Source organism: Pandoraea commovens, from assembly GCF_024704525.1.
Lineage (GTDB): Bacteria > Pseudomonadota > Gammaproteobacteria > Burkholderiales > Burkholderiaceae > Pandoraea > Pandoraea commovens.
Genome location: NZ_CP102780.1, coordinates 2,115,938 through 2,139,149, shown reverse-complemented (window position 1 = coordinate 2,139,149; position 23,212 = coordinate 2,115,938). Strand labels below are relative to the sequence as shown.

The 23,212-nt window shown below is 61.6% G+C and carries 23 protein-coding genes; 7 read left to right on the top strand and 16 right to left on the bottom strand.

Translation table 11 applies throughout. The features are described 5' to 3' along the window. Positions 1-45: 45 nt before the first annotated feature. The gene (locus NTU39_RS10085; RefSeq protein ID WP_150664803.1) at positions 46-942 is read right to left on the bottom strand and encodes a LysR family transcriptional regulator; all 897 of its coding nucleotides are present in this window, start codon (positions 940-942) and stop codon (positions 46-48) included. 233 nt (positions 943-1,175) lie between these two features. Here NTU39_RS10085 and NTU39_RS10080 point away from each other — a divergent pair, with 233 nt between their 5' ends. The 4 genes from NTU39_RS10080 to lysS all read left to right on the top strand — a co-directional run bounded on the left by NTU39_RS10080 (position 1,176) and on the right by lysS (position 4,648). Further along, positions 1,176-1,397 carry a hypothetical protein gene (locus NTU39_RS10080; RefSeq protein ID WP_039399305.1) on the top strand — a complete coding sequence of 74 codons (222 nt, stop codon included), beginning with the start codon at positions 1,176-1,178 and terminating at the stop codon, positions 1,395-1,397. Positions 1,398-1,499: 102 nt separating this feature from the next. After that, positions 1,500-2,604, top strand: a protein-coding gene (prfB, locus tag NTU39_RS10075; RefSeq protein ID WP_174984733.1) for a peptide chain release factor 2 whose coding sequence is annotated in 2 segments (ribosomal slippage) — positions 1,500-1,571 and positions 1,573-2,604 — 1,104 coding nt in all. Because the reading frame shifts where the segments join, the coding sequence is not laid out codon by codon here. A 3-nt stretch (positions 2,605-2,607) separates the two neighbouring features. Further along, a complete protein-coding gene (locus tag NTU39_RS10070; protein WP_052252973.1) occupies positions 2,608-3,087 on the top strand; it encodes an Ivy family c-type lysozyme inhibitor in 480 nt (159 codons plus the stop codon). Between the two features lie 16 nt (positions 3,088-3,103). Continuing rightward, positions 3,104-4,648 carry a lysine--tRNA ligase gene (gene lysS / locus NTU39_RS10065; RefSeq protein ID WP_257959764.1) on the top strand — a complete coding sequence of 515 codons (1,545 nt, stop codon included), beginning with the start codon at positions 3,104-3,106 and terminating at the stop codon, positions 4,646-4,648. Positions 4,649-4,741: 93 nt separating this feature from the next. On the opposite strand, the gene NTU39_RS10060 is transcribed toward lysS, so the two are convergent. The 3 genes from NTU39_RS10060 to NTU39_RS10050 all read right to left on the bottom strand — a co-directional run bounded on the left by NTU39_RS10060 (position 4,742) and on the right by NTU39_RS10050 (position 7,845). Further along, positions 4,742-5,875 carry a hypothetical protein gene (locus tag NTU39_RS10060; RefSeq protein ID WP_257959763.1) on the bottom strand — a complete coding sequence of 378 codons (1,134 nt, stop codon included), beginning with the start codon at positions 5,873-5,875 and terminating at the stop codon, positions 4,742-4,744. Positions 5,876-6,003: 128 nt separating this feature from the next. After that, the gene (locus tag NTU39_RS10055) at positions 6,004-6,606 is read right to left on the bottom strand and encodes a hypothetical protein (RefSeq protein WP_150664799.1); all 603 of its coding nucleotides are present in this window, start codon (positions 6,604-6,606) and stop codon (positions 6,004-6,006) included. A 60-nt stretch (positions 6,607-6,666) separates the two neighbouring features. Continuing rightward, positions 6,667-7,845, bottom strand: a complete 1,179-nt coding sequence (locus tag NTU39_RS10050; protein WP_257959762.1) for a glycosyltransferase family 87 protein — start codon at positions 7,843-7,845, stop codon at positions 6,667-6,669. Positions 7,846-8,229: 384 nt separating this feature from the next. Between NTU39_RS10050 and NTU39_RS10045 the strand changes: the two genes are divergently transcribed. Further along, entirely contained in the window at positions 8,230-8,934 is a 705-nt protein-coding gene (locus NTU39_RS10045) for a glycine zipper 2TM domain-containing protein (protein WP_150664797.1), read from the top strand. 132 nt (positions 8,935-9,066) lie between these two features. Here NTU39_RS10045 and iscX read toward each other — a convergent pair whose 3' ends face one another. The 12 genes from iscX to uvrB all read right to left on the bottom strand — a co-directional run bounded on the left by iscX (position 9,067) and on the right by uvrB (position 20,096). After that, a complete protein-coding gene (gene iscX / locus NTU39_RS10040) occupies positions 9,067-9,261 on the bottom strand; it encodes a Fe-S cluster assembly protein IscX (protein ID WP_039399317.1) in 195 nt (64 codons plus the stop codon). A 50-nt stretch (positions 9,262-9,311) separates the two neighbouring features. Then, the gene (fdx, locus tag NTU39_RS10035; RefSeq protein ID WP_039399319.1) at positions 9,312-9,653 is read right to left on the bottom strand and encodes an ISC system 2Fe-2S type ferredoxin; all 342 of its coding nucleotides are present in this window, start codon (positions 9,651-9,653) and stop codon (positions 9,312-9,314) included. 22 nt (positions 9,654-9,675) lie between these two features. Next, positions 9,676-11,553, bottom strand: coding sequence for a Fe-S protein assembly chaperone HscA (gene hscA, locus NTU39_RS10030; protein WP_150664796.1), 1,878 nt, complete (start codon positions 11,551-11,553; stop codon positions 9,676-9,678). 86 nt (positions 11,554-11,639) lie between these two features. Further along, a complete protein-coding gene (hscB, locus tag NTU39_RS10025) occupies positions 11,640-12,170 on the bottom strand; it encodes a Fe-S protein assembly co-chaperone HscB (protein ID WP_150664795.1) in 531 nt (176 codons plus the stop codon). Between the two features lie 95 nt (positions 12,171-12,265). Further along, positions 12,266-12,496, bottom strand: coding sequence for a DUF3565 domain-containing protein (locus NTU39_RS10020; RefSeq protein ID WP_373275372.1), 231 nt, complete (start codon positions 12,494-12,496; stop codon positions 12,266-12,268). Further along, complete coding sequence (gene iscA / locus NTU39_RS10015; protein ID WP_150664794.1) at positions 12,477-12,800, bottom strand: iron-sulfur cluster assembly protein IscA; 324 nt, start codon at positions 12,798-12,800, stop codon at positions 12,477-12,479. Before iscA ends, NTU39_RS10020 begins: the two co-directional genes overlap by 20 nt. 29 nt (positions 12,801-12,829) lie before the next feature. Further along, positions 12,830-13,237, bottom strand: coding sequence for a Fe-S cluster assembly scaffold IscU (iscU, locus tag NTU39_RS10010; protein WP_039399327.1), 408 nt, complete (start codon positions 13,235-13,237; stop codon positions 12,830-12,832). Positions 13,238-13,255: 18 nt separating this feature from the next. Beyond that, positions 13,256-14,479, bottom strand: a complete 1,224-nt coding sequence (locus tag NTU39_RS10005; RefSeq protein ID WP_039399329.1) for an IscS subfamily cysteine desulfurase — start codon at positions 14,477-14,479, stop codon at positions 13,256-13,258. Positions 14,480-14,510: 31 nt separating this feature from the next. Then, a complete protein-coding gene (gene iscR / locus NTU39_RS10000; RefSeq protein WP_039399331.1) occupies positions 14,511-15,038 on the bottom strand; it encodes a Fe-S cluster assembly transcriptional regulator IscR in 528 nt (175 codons plus the stop codon). A gap of 116 nt (positions 15,039-15,154) precedes the next feature. Continuing rightward, positions 15,155-17,263 carry a site-specific recombinase gene (locus NTU39_RS09995; RefSeq protein ID WP_257959760.1) on the bottom strand — a complete coding sequence of 703 codons (2,109 nt, stop codon included), beginning with the start codon at positions 17,261-17,263 and terminating at the stop codon, positions 15,155-15,157. Positions 17,264-17,476: 213 nt separating this feature from the next. Then, positions 17,477-17,923 (bottom strand): low molecular weight protein-tyrosine-phosphatase, encoded by a 447-nt coding sequence (locus NTU39_RS09990; RefSeq protein ID WP_150664994.1) that lies wholly within the window; start codon positions 17,921-17,923, stop codon positions 17,477-17,479. Positions 17,924-18,008: 85 nt separating this feature from the next. Next, positions 18,009-20,096, bottom strand: coding sequence for an excinuclease ABC subunit UvrB (gene uvrB, locus NTU39_RS09985; RefSeq protein WP_150664792.1), 2,088 nt, complete (start codon positions 20,094-20,096; stop codon positions 18,009-18,011). A 331-nt stretch (positions 20,097-20,427) separates the two neighbouring features. Between uvrB and NTU39_RS09980 the strand changes: the two genes are divergently transcribed. Together NTU39_RS09980 and NTU39_RS09975 are read left to right on the top strand one after the other, a co-directional pair. Continuing rightward, a complete protein-coding gene (locus tag NTU39_RS09980; protein WP_257959759.1) occupies positions 20,428-21,627 on the top strand; it encodes an amino acid aminotransferase in 1,200 nt (399 codons plus the stop codon). Positions 21,628-21,873: 246 nt separating this feature from the next. Continuing rightward, positions 21,874-23,115, top strand: coding sequence for a polyhydroxyalkanoate depolymerase (locus NTU39_RS09975; protein ID WP_150576713.1), 1,242 nt, complete (start codon positions 21,874-21,876; stop codon positions 23,113-23,115). Positions 23,116-23,212: the final 97 nt, after the last annotated feature.

Below are 23,212 nucleotides of genomic sequence, written 5' to 3'. Positions count from 1 at the left end.
GGTGACCGCGCTTCCCGTATCGCGAGAAGTCGCAAGGTGATGTATTTACGCGGGCTGCGCCTCAGCGACGTACTCACGCATCACACGCAGGAACGCTTCGCGTGCCGGATGCACCTCGACGCCTCGATGGCGAACGAAGAAGTTCGGCACCGCCGCGAGATCTTCCATCGCATGACCGACGATGTTCGCCTCCTGACGATAACGCAGGTAAATCCCGCGAGGCACCAGCGAATAGCCGACACCCGCGCCGACACAAGCCACGATGGTTGCGTAGCTGCCATAGCTCAGGATGCGTCCCGGCGTGACCGCATTCGCGGCGAGCCACTGCTCCATCGTGCCGCGATACGGGCACCCCTGCGGCCACATGAGCAACGTAGCGCCCGAGAGATCGGCCGCTTCGTGAACCTGCCCTGCGCGCGCGGGCGCGACCAGCACGATCGGCTCCCGGTAGATCTCGTCGGCCACAACCGACATCTGCGCCTGCGCTTCCAGACACGCAGTGCCCGCGATCAGCGCAGCGTCGACGCGGCCGTGCTGAATTTCGTCAAGCAGATTCAGCGACGTGTCCGTCACGAGATTCAGGCGCACTTTCGGATACGCCGCATGGAAGCGCGCGAGCACGGCTGGCAGTCGCGAAGTGGCGGACGATTCGATCGCACCCAGCGAGAAGTCGCCGGACGGCTCGTTTGCCGGATTGAGCGCAGCGCTCGCCTCGCGCGATAACGCCAGAATCCGGTCGGCGTAACCAAGCAGCGTACGTCCGCTTGGCGTCAGTTGCAGGCGGCGTCCCTGACGATGGAAGAGCTTCACGCCCACCGTGTGTTCGAGCGAGCGGATGCGGGCCGTCACGTTCGACTGCACACAGTGCAACGCTTCGGCGGCCCCCAGCACGCTACCTTCGTCGACGATGGCCTTGAAGGTCTGAAGTTGCAGAAAGTCCATGAGGAAGCTCCGGGAGCAGGAAGCAGGTGGAAATCAGGCAGACAGGCATTCACACGATGTCGAATGTTAAGCGAGTCGCGATGCCACTTCAATAATAGTGAACAAAATCAGCTAAACAATTCACTTTTTTAGCGCATGGGAAAGGAATAAGCTTCGGGTTATCCCTAATGCGACGTCTGCCATGACATCCCGTCTCCGGCCAGCACACCGCGCCCTGTGAAGGAAATCACATCATGTACCGCCCTCTGTCCGCCGCAGCCAATCTGAACGCCACCGCACCGGTCGTTGCTGCGCCGGTCACGCCACTCGGCCTGTTCTTCCGCGCCGTCGATCAATGGCGTCTGCACTACGAGCAGAAACTCCAGGTCGAAGCGCTCGCCACGTTCGACGATACGTCGCTCGCGGATGTCGGTTACGCCCGCGATGCGTTCGGTCTGCGTCAGACGTCGCGCTGAAGCACTGTCCGAAAGTCGTTAAAAGCCCCCGAAAAATGGGGGAAACGAGGGCTTCGCTGCGTTATAATTCCGGCTTTCCCGAATTTGCAAACGCCCTAGCTCATGGAAGCCGAACGCCTCAACGCCCTCGAATCCCTGCTCGCCGACCTGCGCACCCGCGTTGGCGAGCTCAGGGGGTATCTTTGACTTCGATGTCAAGCAAGCTCGCCTGACGGAAGTCAACAAGGAACTCGAAGATCCCAACATCTGGAACGATTCCAAGCGCGCCCAGGCACTGGGCAAGGAAAAGAAGGCGCTCGACAGCGTGGTCACCAACCTGACCGAGCTCGACACCGGCCTTTCCGACACGCAGGAATTGTTCGACATGGCCCGCGACGAGGGCGACGAAGACTCGCTCCTGGCGCTCGAAAGCGACACGCAGGGTCTCGCCGCACGCGTGGGTGACATGGAGTTCCGCCGGATGTTCAACAACCCGGCCGACCCGAACAACTGCTTCATCGACATCCAGGCCGGCGCTGGCGGCACCGAAGCCAACGACTGGGCCGGCATGCTGCTGCGCCAATACCTCCGCTACTGCGAACGCAAGGGCTTCAAGGCCGAAGTGCTCGAAGTGTCGGACGGTGACGTCGCTGGCATCAAAAGCGCCTCCATCAAGGTCACAGGCGACTACGCCTACGGCTATCTGCGTACCGAGACCGGCGTCCACCGTCTGGTGCGCAAATCGCCGTTCGATTCGTCGGGCGGCCGTCACACCTCGTTTGCCAGCCTGTTCGTCTATCCGGAAGTAGATGACTCGATCGAAATCGACATCAATCCGGCCGACGTGCGTACCGACACGTATCGTGCTTCGGGCGCGGGTGGTCAGCACATCAACAAGACCGACTCCGCCGTGCGTCTGACGCACACGCCGACGGGCATCGTCGTTGCCTGCCAGAACGACCGTTCGCAGCACCGCAACCGCGCCGAAGCGTGGGACATGCTCCGCTCGCGTCTGTTCGAACACGAAATGCGCAAGCGCCGTGCCGAGCAGGACAAGCTCGAATCGAGCAAGACCGATGTGGGTTGGGGTCACCAGATTCGCTCGTACGTGCTCGACCAGTCGCGTGTGAAGGACTTGCGTACCAGCGTGGAAACCGGCAACACCGGCAAGGTGCTCGACGGCGACCTGGACGACTTCATCTCGGCGAGCCTCAAGCAGGGAGTGTAAGGAATGGCGTTTGTCCGCACGCTAGCCGTGTGGGTGGTGAGTGCGCTGTGTCTGCAGCGCGCCGCCGTGGCTGCCCCGGCGAGTACGCCGGGTGCACCGGGTGCGAGTCCCGAGACGGGACCGTATCTGCACGAACTGCTCAAGCGCCCGGATTTCTCGGGCGCTTATGCACGCATCGTTGCACCGCGCAATGTGCCCGCGTGGGTGCGTCAGGGGGGAACCTCGACGCCGTCGCAACGGGTGAGCGTCGCCGGCAAGCCCTGGTTGCTGGTGCAGAGCTGCAAGCCGCACGACTGCCCTAGCGAGTACGTCCACATTTTGTATGAGCCGCGTTCGCAATCGATCGCGGCGCTGTTTGTGCGGGACCCGAGTGCTGCGGCCAATGCCAGCCCGCATCAGGATCGCACCGAACTGATCTGGCTGGGCGCGCCCGATGGCTCGCTCAAGAATGCGCTGCTCCACACGCTGCGTTTTACCGAATAACTTCATCGTTCGCATCATGACCGATCAAAACACTCCGGCCGACTCGGCCAATCAGGTCAACGACCTGCCGCAGGACGACAACAAGCTCATCGCCGAGCGTCGCGAGAAGCTGACGGCGATCCGCGCGGGCGGCATCGCGTTCCCGAACGACTTCCGTCCCGAACAGCACGCTGGCGATCTGCAAGCCCGCTATCAGGGCGTGGAGAACGAAGCGCTTGAAGCCGAGCCCGTCGCCGTGTCGGTGGCCGGTCGCATGATGCTCAAACGCGTGATGGGCAAGGCCGCTTTCGCCACCGTGCAGGATGGCAGCGGTCAGATCCAGTTCTTCATCGGACGCGACGACGTCGGTGCCGATTCGATGACCTCCTTCAAGGGCTGGGACATCGGTGACATCATCGCAGCAACCGGTACGCTGTTCCGCACCCGCACCGGCGAACTGTCGGTCAAGGTCAAGGAACTGCGGCTGCTCGCCAAGGCGCTGCGCCCCCTGCCGGACAAGTTCCACGGTCTGGCCGATCAGGAAACGAAGTACCGTCAACGCTACGTCGATCTGATCACGTCGCCGGAAACGCGCAACACCTTCCGCGCTCGCGCGAAGGCCATCGCATCGATGCGTCAGTACATGACGAACGCCGACTTCATGGAAGTCGAAACGCCGATGCTGCACCCGATCCCGGGCGGCGCGGCGGCCAAGCCGTTCATCACGCATCACAATGCGCTCGACATGCAGATGTATCTGCGTATCGCGCCTGAGCTGTATTTGAAGCGCCTGATCGTTGGCGGCTTCGAGCGTGTGTTCGAAATCAACCGTAACTTCCGTAATGAAGGCGTGTCGCCGCGTCACAATCCGGAATTCACGATGATGGAGTTCTACGCAGCCTATACGGATTACCGCTGGCTGATGGACTTCACCGAAGCGCTGATCCGCCAGGCGGCGACCGACGCGCGCGGCACCGCGACCATCGAATATCAGGGCCGCGAACTCGACCTGTCCAAGCCGTTCCATCGCCTGACGATCGTCGAAGCGATCCGCAAGCACGCGCCGGAGTACACCGACGCGCAACTCGCCGATATCGATTTCGTGCGCGGCGCGCTGGGCAAGTACGGCGTGAAGGTCGATGCCCCGCAGTTCAAGAACGCAGGCCTCGGCGCGCTGCAACTGGCGCTGTTCGAAGAGACCGCTGAAAGCCAACTGTGGGAACCGACGTTCATCGTCGATTACCCGGTGGAAGTTTCGCCACTGGCGCGCGCCTCGGACACGCTGCCGGGTATCACCGAGCGCTTCGAACTGTTCATCACGGGCCGTGAAATCGCGAACGGTTTCTCGGAGCTGAACGATCCGGAAGATCAGGCCGCGCGCTTCCGTGCGCAGGTCGAGCAGAAGGACGCAGGCGACGAAGAAGCCATGTACTACGATGCCGACTACATTCGCGCACTCGAGTACGGCATGCCCCCGACGGGCGGCTGCGGCATCGGCATCGATCGTCTGATCATGCTGCTCACCGACAGCCCGAACATTCGCGACGTGCTGCTGTTCCCGCACCTGCGCCGCGAAGACTGATCGGGACGGACAGTCGGCGCAGGATCTCGCGCCAACCGTCCGCTCAGGCCGTACAGCAAAAAAGCCGCAACCGTTTCAGGGTTGCGGCTTTTTTCATCGCCATGCGTAATTCAAGCGTTGCGAAATCCACGATCGATCGTCGGTTGTAGATGACGAGCCATCGGATTCGCTCGTGGTCGTATGCTCATCCACGGGCACTTCTGTCGTGGACGTGTTCGTCGCCGCTTCCATGCAGGCTGCGCGACGACGCGTCAGTGCATCCTCCCCTTCCCGGCCAATCACCGACTTCCGCCAGTCGATCCCCGCACACTCGACGAGAAAGTCGTTGATCTCGATGGCCGCCACCGAGACAGCCTCACCTTCCTTTCCGGTGCGCTCAACCGATCGGGTGACATTCGCAAGGCAATCGACAAGCCCGCCTGCGTGCATGTGAAACGCCACGATGCGCGCGCAGATGGTGTCCGCAACGTTCCCCGCCTCGCGGGTGGCAAGATGCGGCAAAACTGCCCGACCCACCGCACAAAATAGCTCTGTGTTCGGGTCTGAGGCCCACACGGATTCATCGATTATCGGCATGACCGCGCGCCACGACGGGGCCAGCGCACGCCACCCCAGGTCGTACTCGAGCGCCGCCATTGTTCCCGGGGCGAACCCCGGCTCCCGGATGTACACCGACGGCAGCGATAACGCCTCGACGGTTGCAAATTCACTGACGTCCACGTTTGGACTCGAGGCCCGAGGCAAGTCCGAGACCATTGCGAAATTAGCCTCCAAAGGCGAATGGACGTCGGTGCGCCGCCGCTCCCCCGAGCCAACGCCCAGGCACGCCATGCGTGCTGAGATATCCGACGGCACATCGCCCGCGCGAACGCTGGTCGGACATCCATCCGCAGCACGCGTCGCGTCGAGCAATTCCATCCAGAGCGCGCCGACCCGGTTCTCGTCCAGAAACGCCACGCGATCCGGCTCGGAATGCAAATGCATGATGGTGCGCCCGTCGACCTGCACCTCCACGGGCGCTTCACGCGGCAGGAGCGTCTGACACGGCGCGCGAGAAACAGGCTCGACGACGGCACGCAGGACCCGAGCGCTGTCGAAATCGGTCGCCAGGGCAATGTTCGACGGGCGCTCGGAGGCGATCGGCGAAAGTGCAGGAAGCCCGCCTCCGAGCGAATTGAGAGAGGGGGCGGCATAGGCGCTTGCGGCGTAGCTCGATACCGATGGCAAGGCTGGCATACGTAGTCTCCGGTGACGGCAGCGAAATGTGCCGTCAATGAGTCTATGTGGCCGTCGATGTCACGTTTTAGAGTCAAGAACCGTGGCTATGTGAAACGAGTCAATAAGAAAGCCCCGTTTCAGAAAGCCGGACTTCCGCGATAAGCGGACGGCCAGTCGCCATCGAGACGCAACCAGCTACGCGAGATGGGGAGCACCGCACCGTTCGATGCGCCCTCGATCAATTGACGCAGCGCCAGCGACGAGAGCGTCTTCGTGTCGGTGGGAAACGCCACCACGAAAGTCCGGTTCACGGCGATGGCCACAAATTCGGTCGTCTCAAAATGTTCCACCATCGACCGGTAGAGATTGCCCAGCACGAGCGCACCGGCAGGTGCCATCCAGTTGCCGCGCGAGCCGCCGACCATCGTGCCGTCGTCCAGGCGCGCAATACCGAATTCGAAGTGACGCGCCGTCCATGCCCGAGAGAGATTGGAGGCCGCCTGCGCGAATACCGCTTCGAAGGTCAGGTCAGCCGCCTTCAGATCGTCACCGTGCAGGCGTCGAAGTCCCGTCGGGCTATCGAGCACAAGCGTGACGAACACGTCGTCGGAAAATGGTTCGGTGACATCACCCTCAGGATCATGCGCGTCAACCCACGCACGTTGCACGACGTACGGATAGATATGCGGGTGGCTAGCCGCATCGAGCGGCGTTTCAAGAGCAGGTAGCGTATCGATCATGACAGTGGGACAGGTCGACGGGAATGACGTTCACAGACAATGCGTGCCATTATGCGCGCGTCACATCGGACGCAGATGCATCCATCGACGTGCGCGCATCACGATCAGTAGCATGAACGCAGGCAGTATCCACACGCCCCACTGCCCCATCGGCGTCCATAGCACCGCGAGATACGCTTGTAGCGGCAGCACCCAGGCGACGGCCAGAAGCCAGTCCTCCAGCCCTTTCCACGGCCCGCGCGGCACATCGGCATGACGCGAACCTGACGGAGCCGCATCTATCGGCACGGCAACGCAAAGCAACGGCACGATCAACCAGACCAGCTCGTAATACAGCAAATACGGCTGGACGAGTAACGTGGCGATCATGGCGGCAGCCACGCGCAGCGCAAGCGGTGCCTGTCTCACCCACAACCACGCCGTGAAGAGTACGGACGGTGCCGCCACTAGCCCGTATGCCAGGTACGCCGCAGGCAGCGTCGCGCCCTGCAATCGCGTCATCGCAAACACCGTGGGCATCGCATGCCAGATGTCTCCCGCACCTTGCTGAACGATTTCTGCGTTGAACGCCGCCACGGCCGCGAAAAACGCCTCCCACAATGTCCATCCGCCCCATAGCAGCGTGAGACCGCAACACGCGCCCCCGGTAAGCACCATCGTGCCTAGCGCTCGCCACTGCTTGCCGCATAGCCACCACAACGGCAACAGCAGCGCAAATTGCGGCTTGATGACGAGCAAACCAGCACATACGCCCGCCAGCAGGGGGCGCACACTCGACTGAGTGAGTGCGACGCTCATCAGCAACAACGTAATGATGGAGTTCTGACCGACAAGCACGGCCACCCAAAGGCCGGGAAAAGCCATCGCCACGAGCCACGGCCAACCGGCCCATCGTCGCCATTGCGTCACTGCCAACGCAAACACCGCGATGCTCACGACGACGTATATCGCGTACGTCCACGGATAAGGCAACCACGAGAGCGGCTGGATCAGCCATTGGAATGTCGGTGGATAGAGCCAGTGCCCGAGTTCTGTGTATGCAGGAAAGAACTGGAGTTGTGCGGCGTCGAGCATGTCCGGCTGAAATGCCGCCATCGCGCCGAGATGCGTCGTCATCCAGGACACTGTCCAGTAGATACGCAGATCGTGTCCAAGCGGAGGCATGCTGTTCTCGCCACTGCCGTCGCTCGTCAACCAACTGACGGCCCACGCACCCAGCGCAAGCCATTGCACCAGCATAACGACGACGGCTGCGATAACGACCCCGCGTGACAACGTGGTAGCTCCCGAAGCCTTGCTTCGTTGCCGGAGTACTCCACTTGACGTCACCGTCTGTCGATTCACGTCCCGCCTCCCCCACGACTTGTTTCTTTTGTTAAGTCCGCCCCGTCAGACTTGTGGGACGCGCGCTATCGCCAGCAGAAAATATTCATATATTTCATTAACTTAGAACAACCCCAAGGGTCCATCGATACGCATCACTGCGATGCACATCTTACATCGCGTTACAAAATGAAACGGATGCCGCGCTTGCCGTGACGGAAACTTTTCTCATGCGAAATCGCCCGTGCACGCCGGCACGCAGAAGGAGATTCGCACTTACCGCACGATGGAGAAAACAACATGGATAACGATCTGCAACCGCGCCGCATGCATCCTTTGGTCGCTGCCGCTGCCGGCAGTATCGTCGTAGTCAGCCTGCTGGGTGTTGCCGCCATTACCGGCGTGCTGCCCGTGGCCAAGAGTACGGACGGCCCCGCGTCGTCGGGCAACAGTTCGCAATATGCGCTGACGTCGCCGCAACCGCCATCGCTCTCGGCACAATCGCAATCACAACCGTCCACGACGGCCGCGCAGCAGCAAGCGCAACAATCGCAATACGCGGCGCAGCAACAAGCGGCAGAGCGCGCTCCGGCTCCGCAGCCGACGTATGCGCAACAAACGGCGGCACCGGCACAACCGACTCAATCGACACAACAACAAGCCGCGGCTTGCTCTACGTGCGGTACGGTGCAATCGGTACAGCCAATCCGTACGGAAGGCCACGCCTCGGGTCTGGGTGCCGTGGGGGGTGCCGTGGCCGGCGGTCTGCTCGGCAATCAGTTCGGCGCAGGTAACGGCCGTACGGCTATGACGGTGGTCGGCGCGCTCGGCGGGGGTCTGGCAGGTAACGAAGTCGAAAAGCGTGTGCGTTCCGACACCGTGTATCGCGTCTACGTCCGCATGGATACCGGCAAGACGCGCTACTGGACCTATCAGTCCGCACCGGGCGTACAACCGGGTGACCGTGTGCGTCTGGAAAACAACGGACTCGTACGCGCAAGTTGAAGCTTCGGCGGCATGTCGTCGCCCGCACGTGAATTCGTCTCGCAGAAACACAAAAGCCGCTCCCCTGAGCGGCTTTTGTTTTGGGATGCGATCACTTGCTGCGCATCCTTTCGTCTCTCACGACATCCCGAATCAGTCGGCTTCGTCGATCCATGCCAGTTGAATGGCTTCCAGGATCTTCTCGCCGGAACGGTCCGGCGCATCGTCGAATCCATCGAGCGCGACCACCCACTTATGCAGGTCGGTGAACCGCACATATTGCGGGTCGACATCGGGATGCGCTTCAGTCAGCGCAATGGCGATTTCCAGGCTGTCGGTCCATTTCATGGGGAAGCTCCTTTGTTATCTCATCACTGCGCGAGGCCTGATGGCGTCGATCAGTGATTTTCCTTGGCGTGATTGATCGTGTACTTCGGAATCTCGACGACCAGATCGGTGTCGTCGGGCATCAACGTCTGGCACGACAGGCGCGACGTCGGCTCCAGGCCCCAGGCCTTGTCGAGCAGATCTTCCTCTTCGTCTTCTGCGGCTTCCAGCGATTCGAAACCTTCGCGCACGATCACGTGGCACGTCGTACAGGCGCACGACAGCTCGCAGGCATGCTCGATCTCGATGTGGTTATCGAGCAGCGCACGACACACCGACGTGCCCGGCGCGACCTCCAGCACAGCGCCCTCCGGGCACAACTCGACGTGAGGCAATACAACGATTTGCGGCATGGCTTTGAATTCCGTGTGTGTCTTACAGTTTGTCGATATCCGCAACGCGTCGGCCGGCCAGCGCGGCACGGATACTCTTGTCCATGCGGCGTGCAGCGAACTCGTCGGTGGCGTGCGAAAGCGTTTCGGTGGCCGTCTTGATGGCGACCTGATCGTCGCCGCCAGCCTTCTGACGCAGGTCGGCGAGCAGCGCGTCGATCTGCGTACGCTCCTCGGCATTGAGCAGTTCCGGATCGGCTTGCAGCGCGCTGTCGATGGCGACCAGAAGACGTTCGGCCTCTACCTGCTGCTCACGCAGCGCACGGGCCCGCATGTCCTGCTCGGCCGAGCCGAAGCTGTCCTGCAACATGCGCGAGATGTCCTCGTCGGCCAGCCCGTAGGACGGCTTGACCTCGATGGACGCCGCCACGCCGGAATGCATTTCCTGCGCGAAGACGGACAGCAACCCGTCGGCGTCAACCTGATACGTCACACGGATGCGCGCCGCGCCAGCCGTCATCGGCGGAATGCCGCGCAGCTCGAAGCGCGCCAGCGAACGGCAGTCCGACACCAGTTCACGCTCGCCTTGCAGCACGTGAATGGCCATGGCCGTCTGACCGTCCTTGAACGTCGTGAATTCTTGCGCACGCGCCACCGGAATCGTGGCGTTACGCGGAATGATCTTCTCGACCAGGCCGCCCATCGTCTCGACGCCCAGCGAGAGCGGAATCACGTCGAGCAGCAGCCAGTCGTCGCCTTCGGCCTGATTACCGGCGAGCAGATTCGCCTGCACGGCGGCACCCAGTGCAACGACCTGATCCGGGTCGAGGTCGACCAGCGGTTCACGACCGAAGAAGCTCTCCACGGCCGCCCGCACTTGCGGCATGCGCGTTGCGCCGCCCACGAGCACAACGCCCTTGACGTCTTCCGGTCCCATCCCCGCGTCACGCAGCGCCTTGCGCATCGGGCCGATCGTGCGTTGCACGAGCGGTGCGCCCAGCGCCGTGAACTGTTCACGCGTGAGTGCCAACGACAGGTTGCGGTCCCCGGACAACGTCACGGTGAGGGTCGCTTGCTCGGCATCGGTGAGCGCTTCCTTAACGGTACGTGCGTGGTCCAGCAAACTGCGCACGTCTTCGGGCGTCAGCGACGCCGTTTCGATACCGGCGCTCTGCACTGCCCAGCGGTAGATAGCCTGGTCGAAGTCGTCGCCACCCAGCGCCGAATCGCCACCCGCCGCGAGCACTTCGAACACGCCCTTCGTCAGACGAAGGATCGAGATGTCGAACGTACCGCCGCCAAGGTCGTAGACCGCGTAGAGTCCTTCCGCTGCGTTGTCCAGACCGTACGCGATCGCAGCAGCCGTCGGCTCGTTGAGCAGGCGCAGGACATTGAGACCGGCCAGGCGCGCGGCGTCTTTGGTGGCTTGCCGTTGCGCGTCGTCAAAGTACGCGGGCACCGTGATCACAGCGCCGACGAGATCGTCGCCAAGGGTATCTTCGGCACGCTGACGCAGCGTCGCGAGAATCTCAGCGGACACTTCCACCGGGCTCTTCACGCCACCCGCAGTGTTCATCTGCACCATGCCCGGCGCGTCGACGAAATCGTACGGGGCGTTGTCTGCGTGGGCGACGTCCGCGAGACCACGGCCCATGAATCGCTTGACGGAGACAATGGTGTTGCGCGGATCGGTGGCGGCAGCCGTCTTGGCGTCATACCCGATCTGCGTGCGGTGACCGCCCAGATAACGGACGACGGACGGCAGCAACACGCGGCCCTGATCGTCGGGGAGGACTTCGGCCACACCGCTGCGCACGGAGGCCACGAGCGAATGCGTCGTGCCCAGGTCGATGCCCACGGCGAGTCGCCGCTGGTGCGGCGCGGGGGACATGCCGGGTTCGGAAATTTGCAGAAGGGCCATGACTTTGCAATGCGGGCGACGCGTGAGCGCGTCCACCCTGTTCTCAAGCAGTTCTCAATGACATGTGACGGCGCCGCACCGGGCCGTCACGCGTTTTCCAGCATTTCGATGCGCTGCGCGATATCTTCCTCAGCGCGCGCAATGAACATCAGTTGCCGCACGGCTTCCGCCGCGGGCTGCCAGGCCGCGCTGGCGAGCCAGTCGCCCAGCTTCGTCAGCCGCACACGACGATCATCGCGCAAGGACTTGGCGAGCGCGTCGAGCGCGCCAATATTGCGAGCAGCGACGGCGTCGTCGATCGCTTCGCGCCACTCCATCTGCTGCATCAGAAAATCGGGGGCCATCGCGGTATTGTTCTCCGCGCCCACGTCGATGCCCTGCAACGTCAGCAAATAAGTCGCGCGCTGCAACGGATCACGCAGCGTGCGGTACGCCGCATTCGCCTGCGCGGCCCATTGCATGGCCACGCGACGCTCTGCATCACTCGCACTTGCGAACCGGTCCGGATGCACGCGCGATTGCACCGCACGATAGGCTGCCTCCAGCGCCTCGGCATCGAGCGCGAAGCCCTGCGGCAGATCGAACAGCGTGAAATAGTTGTCAGTCAATGCACTCATCGCGCTCTGGGCTCACATTCGACCCGTAAAAAAAGCGGCTCGCGCCGCCTTGTTGCCTACGCTACTACGCCCCGCTCGCCAGACCGACCCTTGCTTCATTCGTCGACTGGCTCGCCGCGCTCGCATTTGCGACACGGCAACTCGCTGCCCAGCATCGCGTCGCGGCCTTCCGGGCTTTGCGTCCATGTCCGGATCTGCCACGGAGGGAGATGCCGGACATGTTGCCCATGCCCACATGCGAGTCGCGCGACCCACTGGCCTTCGTCGTCTTGCCGAAAACCGATGATCTCGCGCAGCGGTGCAACGTCAGACGCGGAACGACTCACCGCAGCCGCATTCGTCCTTGACGTTCGGATTGTGGAAGCGGAATCCTTCGTTCAGGCCTTCGCGCGCGAAGTCCAGCTCGGTGCCGTCGATGTACGGCAGACTCTTCGGATCGACGATCACCTTCACGCCGTGGCTTTCGAAGACCGTGTCTTCGCCCGCCACGTCGTCGGCGTACTCCAGCTTGTAGGCCAGGCCCGAGCAGCCGGTCGTCTTCACGCCCAGCCGCAGGCCCACGCCCTTGCCGCGCCGCGTCAGATAACGCGTAACGTGCTGCGCGGCCTTCTCGGTCAATGTAACGGCCATCTTGCCTGATTCCTTATTCGTCGCGCTGCTTACGCAGCCTGAGCCGCATCGGCCGACTGGCCGTGCTTCTGCTTGTAGTCGGCCACGGCCGCCTTGATGGCGTCTTCGGCCAGAATCGAGCAGTGAATCTTCACCGGCGGCAGGGCCAGTTCTTGCGCGATTTCGGTGTTCTTGATTTCGAGCGCCTGATCCAGCGTCTTGCCCTTGACCCACTCGGTCACCAGCGACGACGACGCAATCGCCGAGCCGCAACCGTAGGTCTTGAACTTGGCGTCTTCGATCACGCCGGCTTCGTTCACGCGGATCTGCAGCTTCATCACGTCGCCACAGGCCGGTGCGCCGACCATGCCCGTACCAACGGCGTCGTCGCCCTTCTCGAACGAACCGACGTTACGCGGGTTTTCGTAGTGATCCAGAACTTCCTTGCTGTACGACATGGCTAACTCCTTGAATACTCAGTGTGCGGCCCATTGGATCGAATTAAGATCGACCCCGTCCTTGTACATTTCCCACAGCGGCGACAGATCGCGCAGCTTGCCGATCTTGCTCTTGAGCAGTTCGACCACGTAGTCGACTTCCTGCTCGGTCGTGAAACGACCCACCGTGAAGCGAATCGAGCTGTGCGCCAGTTCGTCGTTGCGGCCCAAAGCGCGCAGTACGTACGAAGGCTCGAGCGAGGCCGACGTGCACGCCGAACCCGACGACACCGCCACATCCTTGATCGCCATGATCAGCGACTCGCCTTCGACAAAATTGAAGCTGATGTTCAGGTTGTGCGGGACACGTTGTTCCATGTCGCCGTTCACATACACTTCTTCCATCTCCGTCAGGCCCTTGAGCAGACGGTCGCGCAGCATACGCACGCGCTCGTTCTCGACGGCCATTTCTTCACGGGCCAGACGGAATGCCTCGCCCATGCCGACGATTTGGTGCGTAGCGAGCGTACCCGAACGCATACCGCGTTCATGACCACCACCGTGAATCTGTGCTTCGATACGCACGCGCGGCTTGCGACGCACATACAGCGCACCGATACCCTTCGGGCCATACGTCTTGTGCGCCGAGAACGACATCAGGTCGACCTTCAGTGCGGCCAGATCGATCGGCATCTTGCCGGTCGCTTGCGCAGCGTCAACATGGAAAATGATGCCCTTCTCGCGGCAGATCTCACCGAGCGTAGCGATGTCCTGAATCACACCGATCTCGTTGTTCACGGCCATGATCGACACGAGAATCGTGTCCGGACGCAGTGCCGCTTTGAACACTTCCAGATCCAGCAGGCCGTCGTCCTTGACGTCCAGATAGGTCACTTCGAAGCCTTCGCGCTCCAGCTCACGCATCGTGTCGAGCACAGCCTTGTGCTCGGTCTTCACGGTGATGAGATGCTTGCCCTTGCCTTGATAGAAGTGCGCCGCGCCCTTGATGGCGAGGTTGTTCGACTCAGTCGCGCCGGACGTCCACACGATTTCGCGCGGATCGGCATTCACCAGCTTGGCGACTTCCTCGCGTGCCTCTTCCACCGCCTGCTCCGCGGCCCAGCCGAACGAGTGGCTGCGCGATGCCGGGTTGCCGAACTGCTCACGCAGATAAGGCAACATCTTGTCCACGACGCGCGGGTCAATCGGCGTCGTGGCGCTGTAATCCATGTAGATGGGGAGGTTGAGGGTGTCGTTTTTCATGGGGTGCTCCAGGATCGTGCCGTGGCGCCTGTTATGAACGGGCCATATCAAAGACCGAATTGGGGATACGCGTCGTCATCGTCTGGTTGTTGTTGCCAGACTCGCGCGTGTCGCGCAGCACGGCCTGTTGGGCCTGCTTGCTGCGCTGCTGCTCGACGAGGTCACGCAGGGAAACGGAATCGAGATACTCAACCATCTTCTGATTGAGCGTCGCCCACAGCTCGTGCGTCATGCAATGGCCGCGATGGCCGTCCTGGCCCTTCTCGCAATTGCCCTTGCTGCCGCACTGTGTGGCGTCGAGCGGTTCGTCGACCGCAATGATGATGTCAGCGACCGTCACCTCTTCTGCGCGGCGCGCAAGACTGTAACCACCGCCCGGACCACGCACGCTCTCCACGATTTCGTGGCGGCGAAGCTTTCCGAACAGTTGCTCCAGATAAGAGAGCGAAATTCGCTGACGCTGACTAATGCCCGCAAGCGTCACGGGACCCGCGTCCTGGCGCATGGCCAGGTCGATCATCGCCGTGACGGCGAAACGGCCTTTCGTGGTAAGTCTCATGATGATGCAGGGGATTAATCTCGACTATTTTCGTCAAGTATAAATTCCCTACGAATTTAGTCAAGTACTTCTGGCCCATTTTTTGCGGAAGTTCCCTCGTCCTCTTGTGAAATTTCTTATTTTTCGGGACGAGCTTCCGATCGGGGCGAGCCCAGAGGAAACAGCAGCACCAGGGGATTGCGCAGCACGGCGCGCCAGATGGCGCGGTGGATTTGCCGACGGTCACCTAATCGCAGTGGACGCGATCGAAGCGCCATGTGAAATGCTAACGCAAAACTCACGCCGACGTTGAGCAGCCCCATCGCCGCGACCCCGGCGAACGCCAGCCAAAGTGCCGGGTCCCGCAGCACACTACTGCCCAGCACGCCGATCGAAGTTGCGATCGATCCGGTCGACAGCGTGACGTGGCGCACTTCGAACGGCAACGCAAATGCCGTCAGCACGGCCGGCACGAGTCCGAGCATGAAGCCGAGCATGAGATTGCCCAGCACCGGCGCGATGTGGCGTCGGCACCAGTCGGCGAGCCGCGCCGCGCCCTGACGTCCAAAAACGAAACGTAGACGGCGGTTGTACGCAAGGACGTCGCCAATGCCATGCAAGGCGAACCAGTTGTCAGCCCAGCCGGAAATAAGGCTGGAGCACCACAACAGCACACCGGTCAGCGCCGCAAAGAACGGCGTTACGCCAAGAATCGAGAACGAATTCAGCGTAGCGTGCGCCTTTTCCGGTGAGATGGTGTTTGCGCCAAGCGCCGCCGACACCGCCCACTGCACCAACAGGCAGAACGGGAAGACCATCGCCAGATTGCCGAAGATGGCGGCCGCCTGAGTACGCACCAGCGCAATCACCTCACCGACGAACGCATCCATCCCCGCCGGCGTATCGACGTCATCGAGCTTACCGGCGATGGCCGGTGCCGTCATGGCCGGTTGCTTGGTGGCCAGCGTGAAGTGGCAAAAGTGCATGAACAGGAAGCACAGCGCGTAGTTGGCCCCGGCAAGGAAACCCTCCACCACGGTCGGAAAGTGGGCCCCGGCAATCATGAACTTGATGTAGACGGTCACGACCGTCACCAATCCGCCGCCACAGGCCATCTTCAACATTGAGAAATACTCGCTGCGATTGCGCGCGATGTAATGCTCGCCGGTTTCCGCACTGCGTTCGACGACCTTGCGCGCCAGCAAGCCAAACGACGTTCGCGCCAGTTCGCCGACGCTTTGGCTAGCGCGGTTGGCCCTCACCAGGTCCGCAAGCAACTGGACGCGCGCTGCGACCCTATCGCCGCGATCTCCGTAGGTCAGCCACGCCTCCAGCAAACGTTCGAGACGACGAATCCGCGCCTTCGCACGCTCGACCTGAAACACAATATCGACGCTGACGCCGTTCTCGTCGAGGTGCGCATACACGTCATGCACCGCACGGCCACAATCATCCAGCAGTGCGCGAAATACGTTGATCTGCTGCACGAACAATTGCGACGGCGGTGCGCCGTGCGCGAACTCCTGACCGGCATCCTCAAGCGCCTGCATCGCACGCCCGAGCCGGTAAAACGGCGAGTCGGTGACGCGGGAATACGAAAGTCGCGAGCGTACCGCCTGCGACAGTCCCGTCGATGCGATCTGATCGACAAGGTGATGCATCGCGGCAAGCAGATCCTCGGCAAACGGATTCCAGTCCACGTCGGCGTCGTCCGCCTCGCCGTGATGAAGCAGCGCAATCAAATCGCCCAGCAACTCGGCGGGCAATGCGGCGATCCAGTCGGCAGCATCCCCGTCGGGAAACATCAGGGAACACAACGCCGAGAGGTCCCGTCGCGTTGGCGGCGGCGGAATCAGCGCTTTTTCGATTCGCTCGGTCAGCGCGCCCCAAAAGCCGGGCCGCACCGGCATGCCGGTGTCGCAGAGCAGTGAAATGGCATCGCTTTCGTTGATGACGCTACGCAGCGTGCACGCGACGGACAGCCGCCACTGCGGATTGCGCTCCAGCATTTGGAGCAGATAGCGCAGGCGCGTATGCGGCCGGTATCGAGCGGCCTCCCCCTCCCCGCGCACTTCGTTGACAATCGCGCCGCGCTTTTGCACCCAATGCGCCAACTCGATCAACCATTGATTGCGTACGGCCAGCGGCGCGGTGGGATCCGCGTGCGCGAGCAATTCGTCGAGTTGATGGCCAGCATGGCGCGAGGCGCGCCACTTGCGCCAGTACAAAGTAAGCGAATTGAACATGGATCGGAAAGTGCGTGGTCAGCGTCAGCGACAGAAACAGAGGGGACACGGGAGTCACCGGTACTTCTGGCGTACGACACATCGCACTGCCCCGCCTCATCCCGTCAAAGAGGGCCGAATGATAGCCTTGTTGAGGCAGCTCGCGAAGCGATCTCGTCACCGATCACGACGCACACGCCATTTCCCCAGAAGGATACGCGCGCCGACAACCGATCAGTCGGCCTGTCCCAAACGCACGAGCAGACCATCGAGACCGTCTTCAATATAGTCGAGCACCGTTTCGAACCCTTGCGCGCCGCCGTAATAAGGATCTGGCACTTCCGTCGCGTCATGCCGCGTCGCAAAATCCATCAACAGGACGATCTTGTGACGAAAGGCCGCAGGGCTACGTGCCGTGAGCTCCGAGACGTTCGCGTTATCCATGGCCACGATCCATTCGAAGTGCTCGAAATCGCTCGCTTCGACGCGGCGCGCCCGCAGCTCACTCAGATCGTAGCCGCGCCGCTCGGCCGCCGCCTGCGTACGCTCATCCGGGGCGTGACCAATGTGATAACTGTGCGTCCCTGCCGAATCGACCTCGATGAGGTCGGACAATCCCGCTTTGGCGAGTCGATCACGAAAAATGCCGTCGGCACTCGGGGAGCGGCAGATGTTGCCCATGCAGACGAACAAGACGGAGGTTTTCTTCACTTGGATTCAGTCCATTGGTGGCGCGAGGCATCGATGTGCCTCGCCGACATCATCTTCAGGCCTTCGGCCCCAATTCCGCCTCGCTGGCGCCATCGGTACCGAACACCAGCGCCTTGACGTGCAGCAACTGGTCCCGCACCTTGGCCGCCTTCTCGAACTCAAGATTGCGTGCATGTTCCTGCATCTGCTTTTCGAGCTTCTTGATCTCGCGAGCCAGTTGCTTCTCGGACATGTCCTGATAGTGCGCCTGCTCTTTCGCCTCGGCCATTTCCGCCTTGGCGTCTTCCGGATCGTAGACACCGTCGATGATGTCCTTGATGCGCTTCTTCACGCCTTGCGGCACGATCCCGTGCGCTTCGTTGTGCGCCATCTGCTTGGCGCGACGACGATCCGTCTCACTGATTGCCCGCTTCATCGACTCGGTCATCTTGTCCGCGTACAAGATGGCGGTACCGTTCACGTTACGTGCGGCCCGCCCGATCGTCTGAATCAGCGAACGCTCCGCGCGAAGGAAGCCTTCCTTGTCCGCATCCAGAATCGCAACCAGCGACACTTCAGGAATATCCAGCCCCTCGCGTAGCAAGTTGATGCCGACGAGTACGTCGAACGCCCCCAACCGCAAGTCACGGATGATTTCTACGCGCTCAACGGTATCGATATCGCTGTGCAGATAACGGACCTTCACACCGTTATCCGATAAGTACTCGGTCAATTGCTCGGCCATTCGCTTCGTGAGCGTCGTGACAAGCACGCGCTCCCCCACAGCCACGCGTTTGTTGATTTCCGAGAGCACATCATCTACCTGCGTACGAGCCGGACGGACATCGATCGTTGGATCGATCAGCCCGGTCGGACGCACCACCTGCTCCACAATCTGCCCGGTACGCTTGGCCTCGTAATCTGCGGGCGTCGCCGAGACGAAGATCGCCTGACGCATTTTGCGTTCGTACTCGGCAAACTTCAGCGGACGGTTATCCAGCGCCGACGGCAGACGGAAGCCATAATTGACCAGATTTTCCTTACGCGCCCGGTCGCCGTTGTACATGCCGTTGAACTGGCCGATGAGCACGTGGGACTCGTCGAGGAACATCAGGGCGTCTGGCGGCAAATAGTCGACGAGCGTCGGCGGCGGCTCGCCGGGCGCTGCGCCCGACAAATGTCGCGAGTAGTTTTCGATGCCCTTGCAGAACCCCAGCTCCTGCAACATCTCCAGATCGAAGCGGGTACGCTGTTCGAGGCGTTGCGCTTCGACCAGCTTGCCATCCTTATAGAAGAAGTCGAGCCGCTCGCGCAGTTCGTCCTTGATCGTCTCGATCGCGCGCAGCACCGTTTCTCGCGGGGTCACGTAATGTGAGGACGGATACACCGTGAATCGCGGCACCTTCTGACGCACGCGCCCGGTCAGTGGATCGAAGAGTTGCAACGAGTCGACTTCGTCGTCGAACAACTCCACGCGCAGCGCGAGCTCGGCGTGTTCCGCCGGGAAGATGTCGATGGTGTCGCCGCGCACGCGGAACGTGCCACGCCCGAAGTCCGTCTCGTTACGCGTGTACTGCATCGCGATCAGTCTTGCGATGATCTCGCGCTGCCCCAGCTTGTCGCCCTGACGCACGGTCAGGATCATCTGGTGGTACTCGCTCGGATTCCCGATACCGTAGATGGCGGACACGGTGGCGACGATCACCACATCTCGGCGCTCCAGCAGGCTTTTCGTCGCCGACAACCGCATCTGCTCAATGTGCTCGTTGACCGACGAGTCCTTCTCGATGAACAGATCGCGCTGCGGCACGTACGCTTCCGGCTGGTAATAGTCGTAGTACGAGACGAAGTACTCCACCGCATTTCGCGGGAAGAACTCACGAAACTCGGAATACAACTGCGCCGCCAGGGTTTTGTTCGGCGCAAACACAATGGCCGGACGTCCCATGCGGGCAATGACGTTCGCCATGGTGAACGTCTTGCCGGAGCCGGTCACACCCAGCAGCGTCTGGAACGCGAGCCCGTCGTCGATCCCTTCGGTCAACTGGGTAATGGCCGTAGGCTGATCGCCTGCCGCAGGAAACGGGCAATAGAGCTGATAAGGCGAGTCGGGGAACGTCAGGAACTTGCTTTCGTCGAGATCGGTGTCAGCCGCAGGGGTCATGGCGGGGGCGCGAGCATGAGGGACGTAATCTGGCATTTTAGCGCGTCGGACGATTCCCTGAGTCCGATGGGTGACAGCCACCCCATCGAGCCACCGCAAGCAACGCAGACGCAGCCTGCGGAAGGCGCGCGCGAGTCGCGTACCCGTCGATTTCGTCAATTTCTGGCAATGCGTGGCAGTTTTCGTGCCGAAAAGGCACGAATTCGTGCACAGCGGGCCGGTGTTTACCACAAGCGCGGGTAATCTTCGCTAAAATAGCCCGCTGGGCCGAACCTGCGTAAGTTGCGGCCGACCCGCTGCATTTTCCTACTACCTGCCTCGAGCCGTCGAAATGACTCTCTTTTCCGCTGTCGAACTCGCCCCGCGCGACCCCATTCTTGGTCTGAACGAAGCCTACAACGCCGATCACCGCACCAATAAGGTGAACCTGGGTGTTGGCGTGTATTTCAATGCAGAAGGCAAACTGCCCCTGCTCAAGGCCGTGAAGGCAGCGGAAGAACAACGCGTGGCGGCTGGCCTGCCGCGTGGCTATCTGCCGATCGAAGGTATTGCTGCCTACGACAAGGCCGTCCAGGAAATGCTGTTCGGCAAGGAATCGCCGGCGCTGGCCGAAGGCCGCGTGATCACCGCTCAGGCACTGGGCGGCACGGGCGCACTGAAGATCGGCGCCGATTTCCTGAAGCAACTGAACCCGAACGCCACGGTCGCCATCAGCGATCCGAGCTGGGAAAACCACCGTGCCCTGTTCACGACGGCTGGCTTTAACGTCGTGTCGTACCCGTACTACGACGCCGAATCGCACGGCGTGAACATCGCCGGCATGCTGGACATGCTCGGCAAGGAACCGGAAGGCACGATCGTCGTGCTGCACGCCTGCTGCCACAATCCGACCGGCGTCGACCTGACGATGGATCAGTGGGCGCAAGTTGTGGAAGTCGTGAAGGCCCGCAAGCTGGTGCCGTTCCTCGATATCGCCTATCAGGGCTTCGGTGACGGCATCGACGCCGACGCCGCCGTGGTGCGCCTGTTCGCCTCCACCGGCCTGAACTTCTTCGTCTCGAGCTCGTTCTCCAAGTCGTTCTCGCTGTACGGTGAACGCGTTGGCGCCCTGTCGATCGTGACGGGCAGCAAGGACGAATCGACCCGCGTGCTCTCGCAGCTCAAGCGCGTGATCCGCACCAACTATTCGAACCCGCCGACGCACGGCGGCTCGGTCGTCGCCGCTGTGCTGGGCAACGCCGAACTGCGCGCCCTGTGGGAAGAAGAACTGGCCGAAATGCGTGAGCGTATCCGCGCGATGCGTCTGGCACTGGTCGAAAAGCTGCGCGCCCACGGTGTGGAACGCGACTTTTCGTTCGTGATCAAGCAACGCGGCATGTTCTCGTACTCCGGCCTGACGGCCGATCAGGTCGAGCGTCTGCGCGAAGAGTTCGGTATCTACGCCGTGAGCACCGGTCGCATCTGCGTGGCCGCGCTCAACGACAAAAACATCGACACGGTGGCGTCCGCCATCGCGCAAGTGCTGCGCTGATCGATTGACGGTTTGCCGCGCGGTCAATGATCGCGGCTGCCGGTGCGACAAAAAGCCCGCCCACCAGCGGGCTTTTTTTGCACCTCAAATTGTTGCGCCGCAACAACGATAGTTAATAACAATGGTCTGAATAAGCTAAGACTATCGACCTGATGCAGAAATGCCATATATCAGGGTTATGCTGCGTTGCACACCCGCGATAAACGGTTGCATAATTCCCCCATCATCCGCCTCAGGGCACACAACATGCTGTATCAGATTCATGAGTACAACCGTGCGTGGCTGAATCCTCTCACCACGTGGGCAAAGGCGGCGGCGACGACTTTCGTCAACCCGGGCAGCCTGCTTGCCATGATGCCGGGCGCGCCCCGCATCGCCGCCGGATACGAATTGCTCTACCGGCTTGGCAAGGACTACGAAAAGCCCGAATTCAACATCAAGGCAGTCGAAGTGGACGGTCACAACATCCCGGTCGTGGAAATGACCGCGATGGAGAAGCCGTTCTGCCGCCTGCTGCGCTTTAAGCGATACGCTGACGACGCGAGCGCCGTGGGGCAACTCAAGGACGACCCGGTCGTGCTGGTCGTGGCCCCGCTCTCGGGTCACCATGCCACGTTGCTGCGCGACACCGTCTCTACGTTGCTTAAGGATCACAAGGTGTACATCACCGACTGGGTCGATGCGCGTATGGTGCCGCTCGATGCGGGGTCGTTCCATCTTGACGACTACGTTGCGTACATTCAGGAATTCATCCGCCACATCGGCGCTGAAAACCTGCATGTCATTTCGGTCTGCCAGCCGACAGTGCCTGTGCTCGGCGCGATCTCGCTGATGGCGTCGAACGGCGAGAAGACGCCCAAGACCATGACGATGATGGGTGGCCCGATCGACGCTCGCAAGAGCCCGACATCGGTCAACTCGCTCGCGACGAACAAGTCGTACGAATGGTTCGAGAACCACGTGATTCATGCAGTGCCTTCGAACTACCCCGGCGCCGGACGCCTCGTGTATCCGGGCTTCCTGCAGCACGCGGGCTTCGTCGCCATGAATCCGGACCGCCATCTGAAGTCGCACTGGGACTTCTATCTGGATCTGATGCGCGGCGACAGCGACGATGCCGACTCGCACCGCCGCTTTTACGACGAGTACAACGCGGTGCTCGACATGGCAGCCGAGTACTATCTCGACACCATCAAGACCGTGTTCCAGGACTTCAGCCTCGCGAGCGGTACTTGGGATGTGGCCGGTCAGCGCGTACGTCCGCAGGACATCAAGACCACGGCGCTCTTCACCATCGAAGGCGAGCTGGACGACATCTCCGGTAGCGGGCAAACGCAAGCTGCGCACGAGCTTTGCACCGGTATCCCGGCCAAACGCCGCGCGCATTTCACCGCGCCGAAGTGCGGGCACTACGGGATTTTCTCCGGCAGCCGCTGGCGTAATGTGATCTATCCGCAGATTCGCGACTTCATCGTGAAGAACGCCTGACCGTCATTCGGTAACCCCGACGGACATACGAAAACCGCCGCGAGGGCATTGGCTCTCGCGGCGGTTTCTTTTTGCGGCCTTCGGTTCGATTGGACGC

Coding starts and splice junctions, on each gene's coding strand:
- NTU39_RS10085 (WP_150664803.1), bottom strand. CDS start 942: ATGGACTTTCTGCAACTTCAGACCTTCAAGGCCATCGTCGACGAAGGT.
- NTU39_RS10080 (WP_039399305.1), top strand. CDS start 1,176: ATGTACCGCCCTCTGTCCGCCGCAGCCAATCTGAACGCCACCGCACCG.
- NTU39_RS10070 (WP_052252973.1), top strand. CDS start 2,608: ATGGCGTTTGTCCGCACGCTAGCCGTGTGGGTGGTGAGTGCGCTGTGT.
- lysS (WP_257959764.1), top strand. CDS start 3,104: ATGACCGATCAAAACACTCCGGCCGACTCGGCCAATCAGGTCAACGAC.
- NTU39_RS10055 (WP_150664799.1), bottom strand. CDS start 6,606: ATGATCGATACGCTACCTGCTCTTGAAACGCCGCTCGATGCGGCTAGC.
- NTU39_RS10050 (WP_257959762.1), bottom strand. CDS start 7,845: ATGCTGGTGCAATGGCTTGCGCTGGGTGCGTGGGCCGTCAGTTGGTTG.
- NTU39_RS10045 (WP_150664797.1), top strand. CDS start 8,230: ATGGATAACGATCTGCAACCGCGCCGCATGCATCCTTTGGTCGCTGCC.
- iscX (WP_039399317.1), bottom strand. CDS start 9,261: ATGAAATGGACCGACAGCCTGGAAATCGCCATTGCGCTGACTGAAGCG.
- fdx (WP_039399319.1), bottom strand. CDS start 9,653: ATGCCGCAAATCGTTGTATTGCCTCACGTCGAGTTGTGCCCGGAGGGC.
- hscA (WP_150664796.1), bottom strand. CDS start 11,553: ATGGCCCTTCTGCAAATTTCCGAACCCGGCATGTCCCCCGCGCCGCAC.
- hscB (WP_150664795.1), bottom strand. CDS start 12,170: ATGAGTGCATTGACTGACAACTATTTCACGCTGTTCGATCTGCCGCAG.
- iscA (WP_150664794.1), bottom strand. CDS start 12,800: ATGGCCGTTACATTGACCGAGAAGGCCGCGCAGCACGTTACGCGTTAT.
- iscU (WP_039399327.1), bottom strand. CDS start 13,237: ATGTCGTACAGCAAGGAAGTTCTGGATCACTACGAAAACCCGCGTAAC.
- NTU39_RS10005 (WP_039399329.1), bottom strand. CDS start 14,479: ATGAAAAACGACACCCTCAACCTCCCCATCTACATGGATTACAGCGCC.
- iscR (WP_039399331.1), bottom strand. CDS start 15,038: ATGAGACTTACCACGAAAGGCCGTTTCGCCGTCACGGCGATGATCGAC.
- NTU39_RS09995 (WP_257959760.1), bottom strand. CDS start 17,263: ATGTTCAATTCGCTTACTTTGTACTGGCGCAAGTGGCGCGCCTCGCGC.
- NTU39_RS09990 (WP_150664994.1), bottom strand. CDS start 17,923: ATGGGCAACATCTGCCGCTCCCCGAGTGCCGACGGCATTTTTCGTGAT.
- uvrB (WP_150664792.1), bottom strand. CDS start 20,096: ATGACCCCTGCGGCTGACACCGATCTCGACGAAAGCAAGTTCCTGACG.
- NTU39_RS09980 (WP_257959759.1), top strand. CDS start 20,428: ATGACTCTCTTTTCCGCTGTCGAACTCGCCCCGCGCGACCCCATTCTT.
- NTU39_RS09975 (WP_150576713.1), top strand. CDS start 21,874: ATGCTGTATCAGATTCATGAGTACAACCGTGCGTGGCTGAATCCTCTC.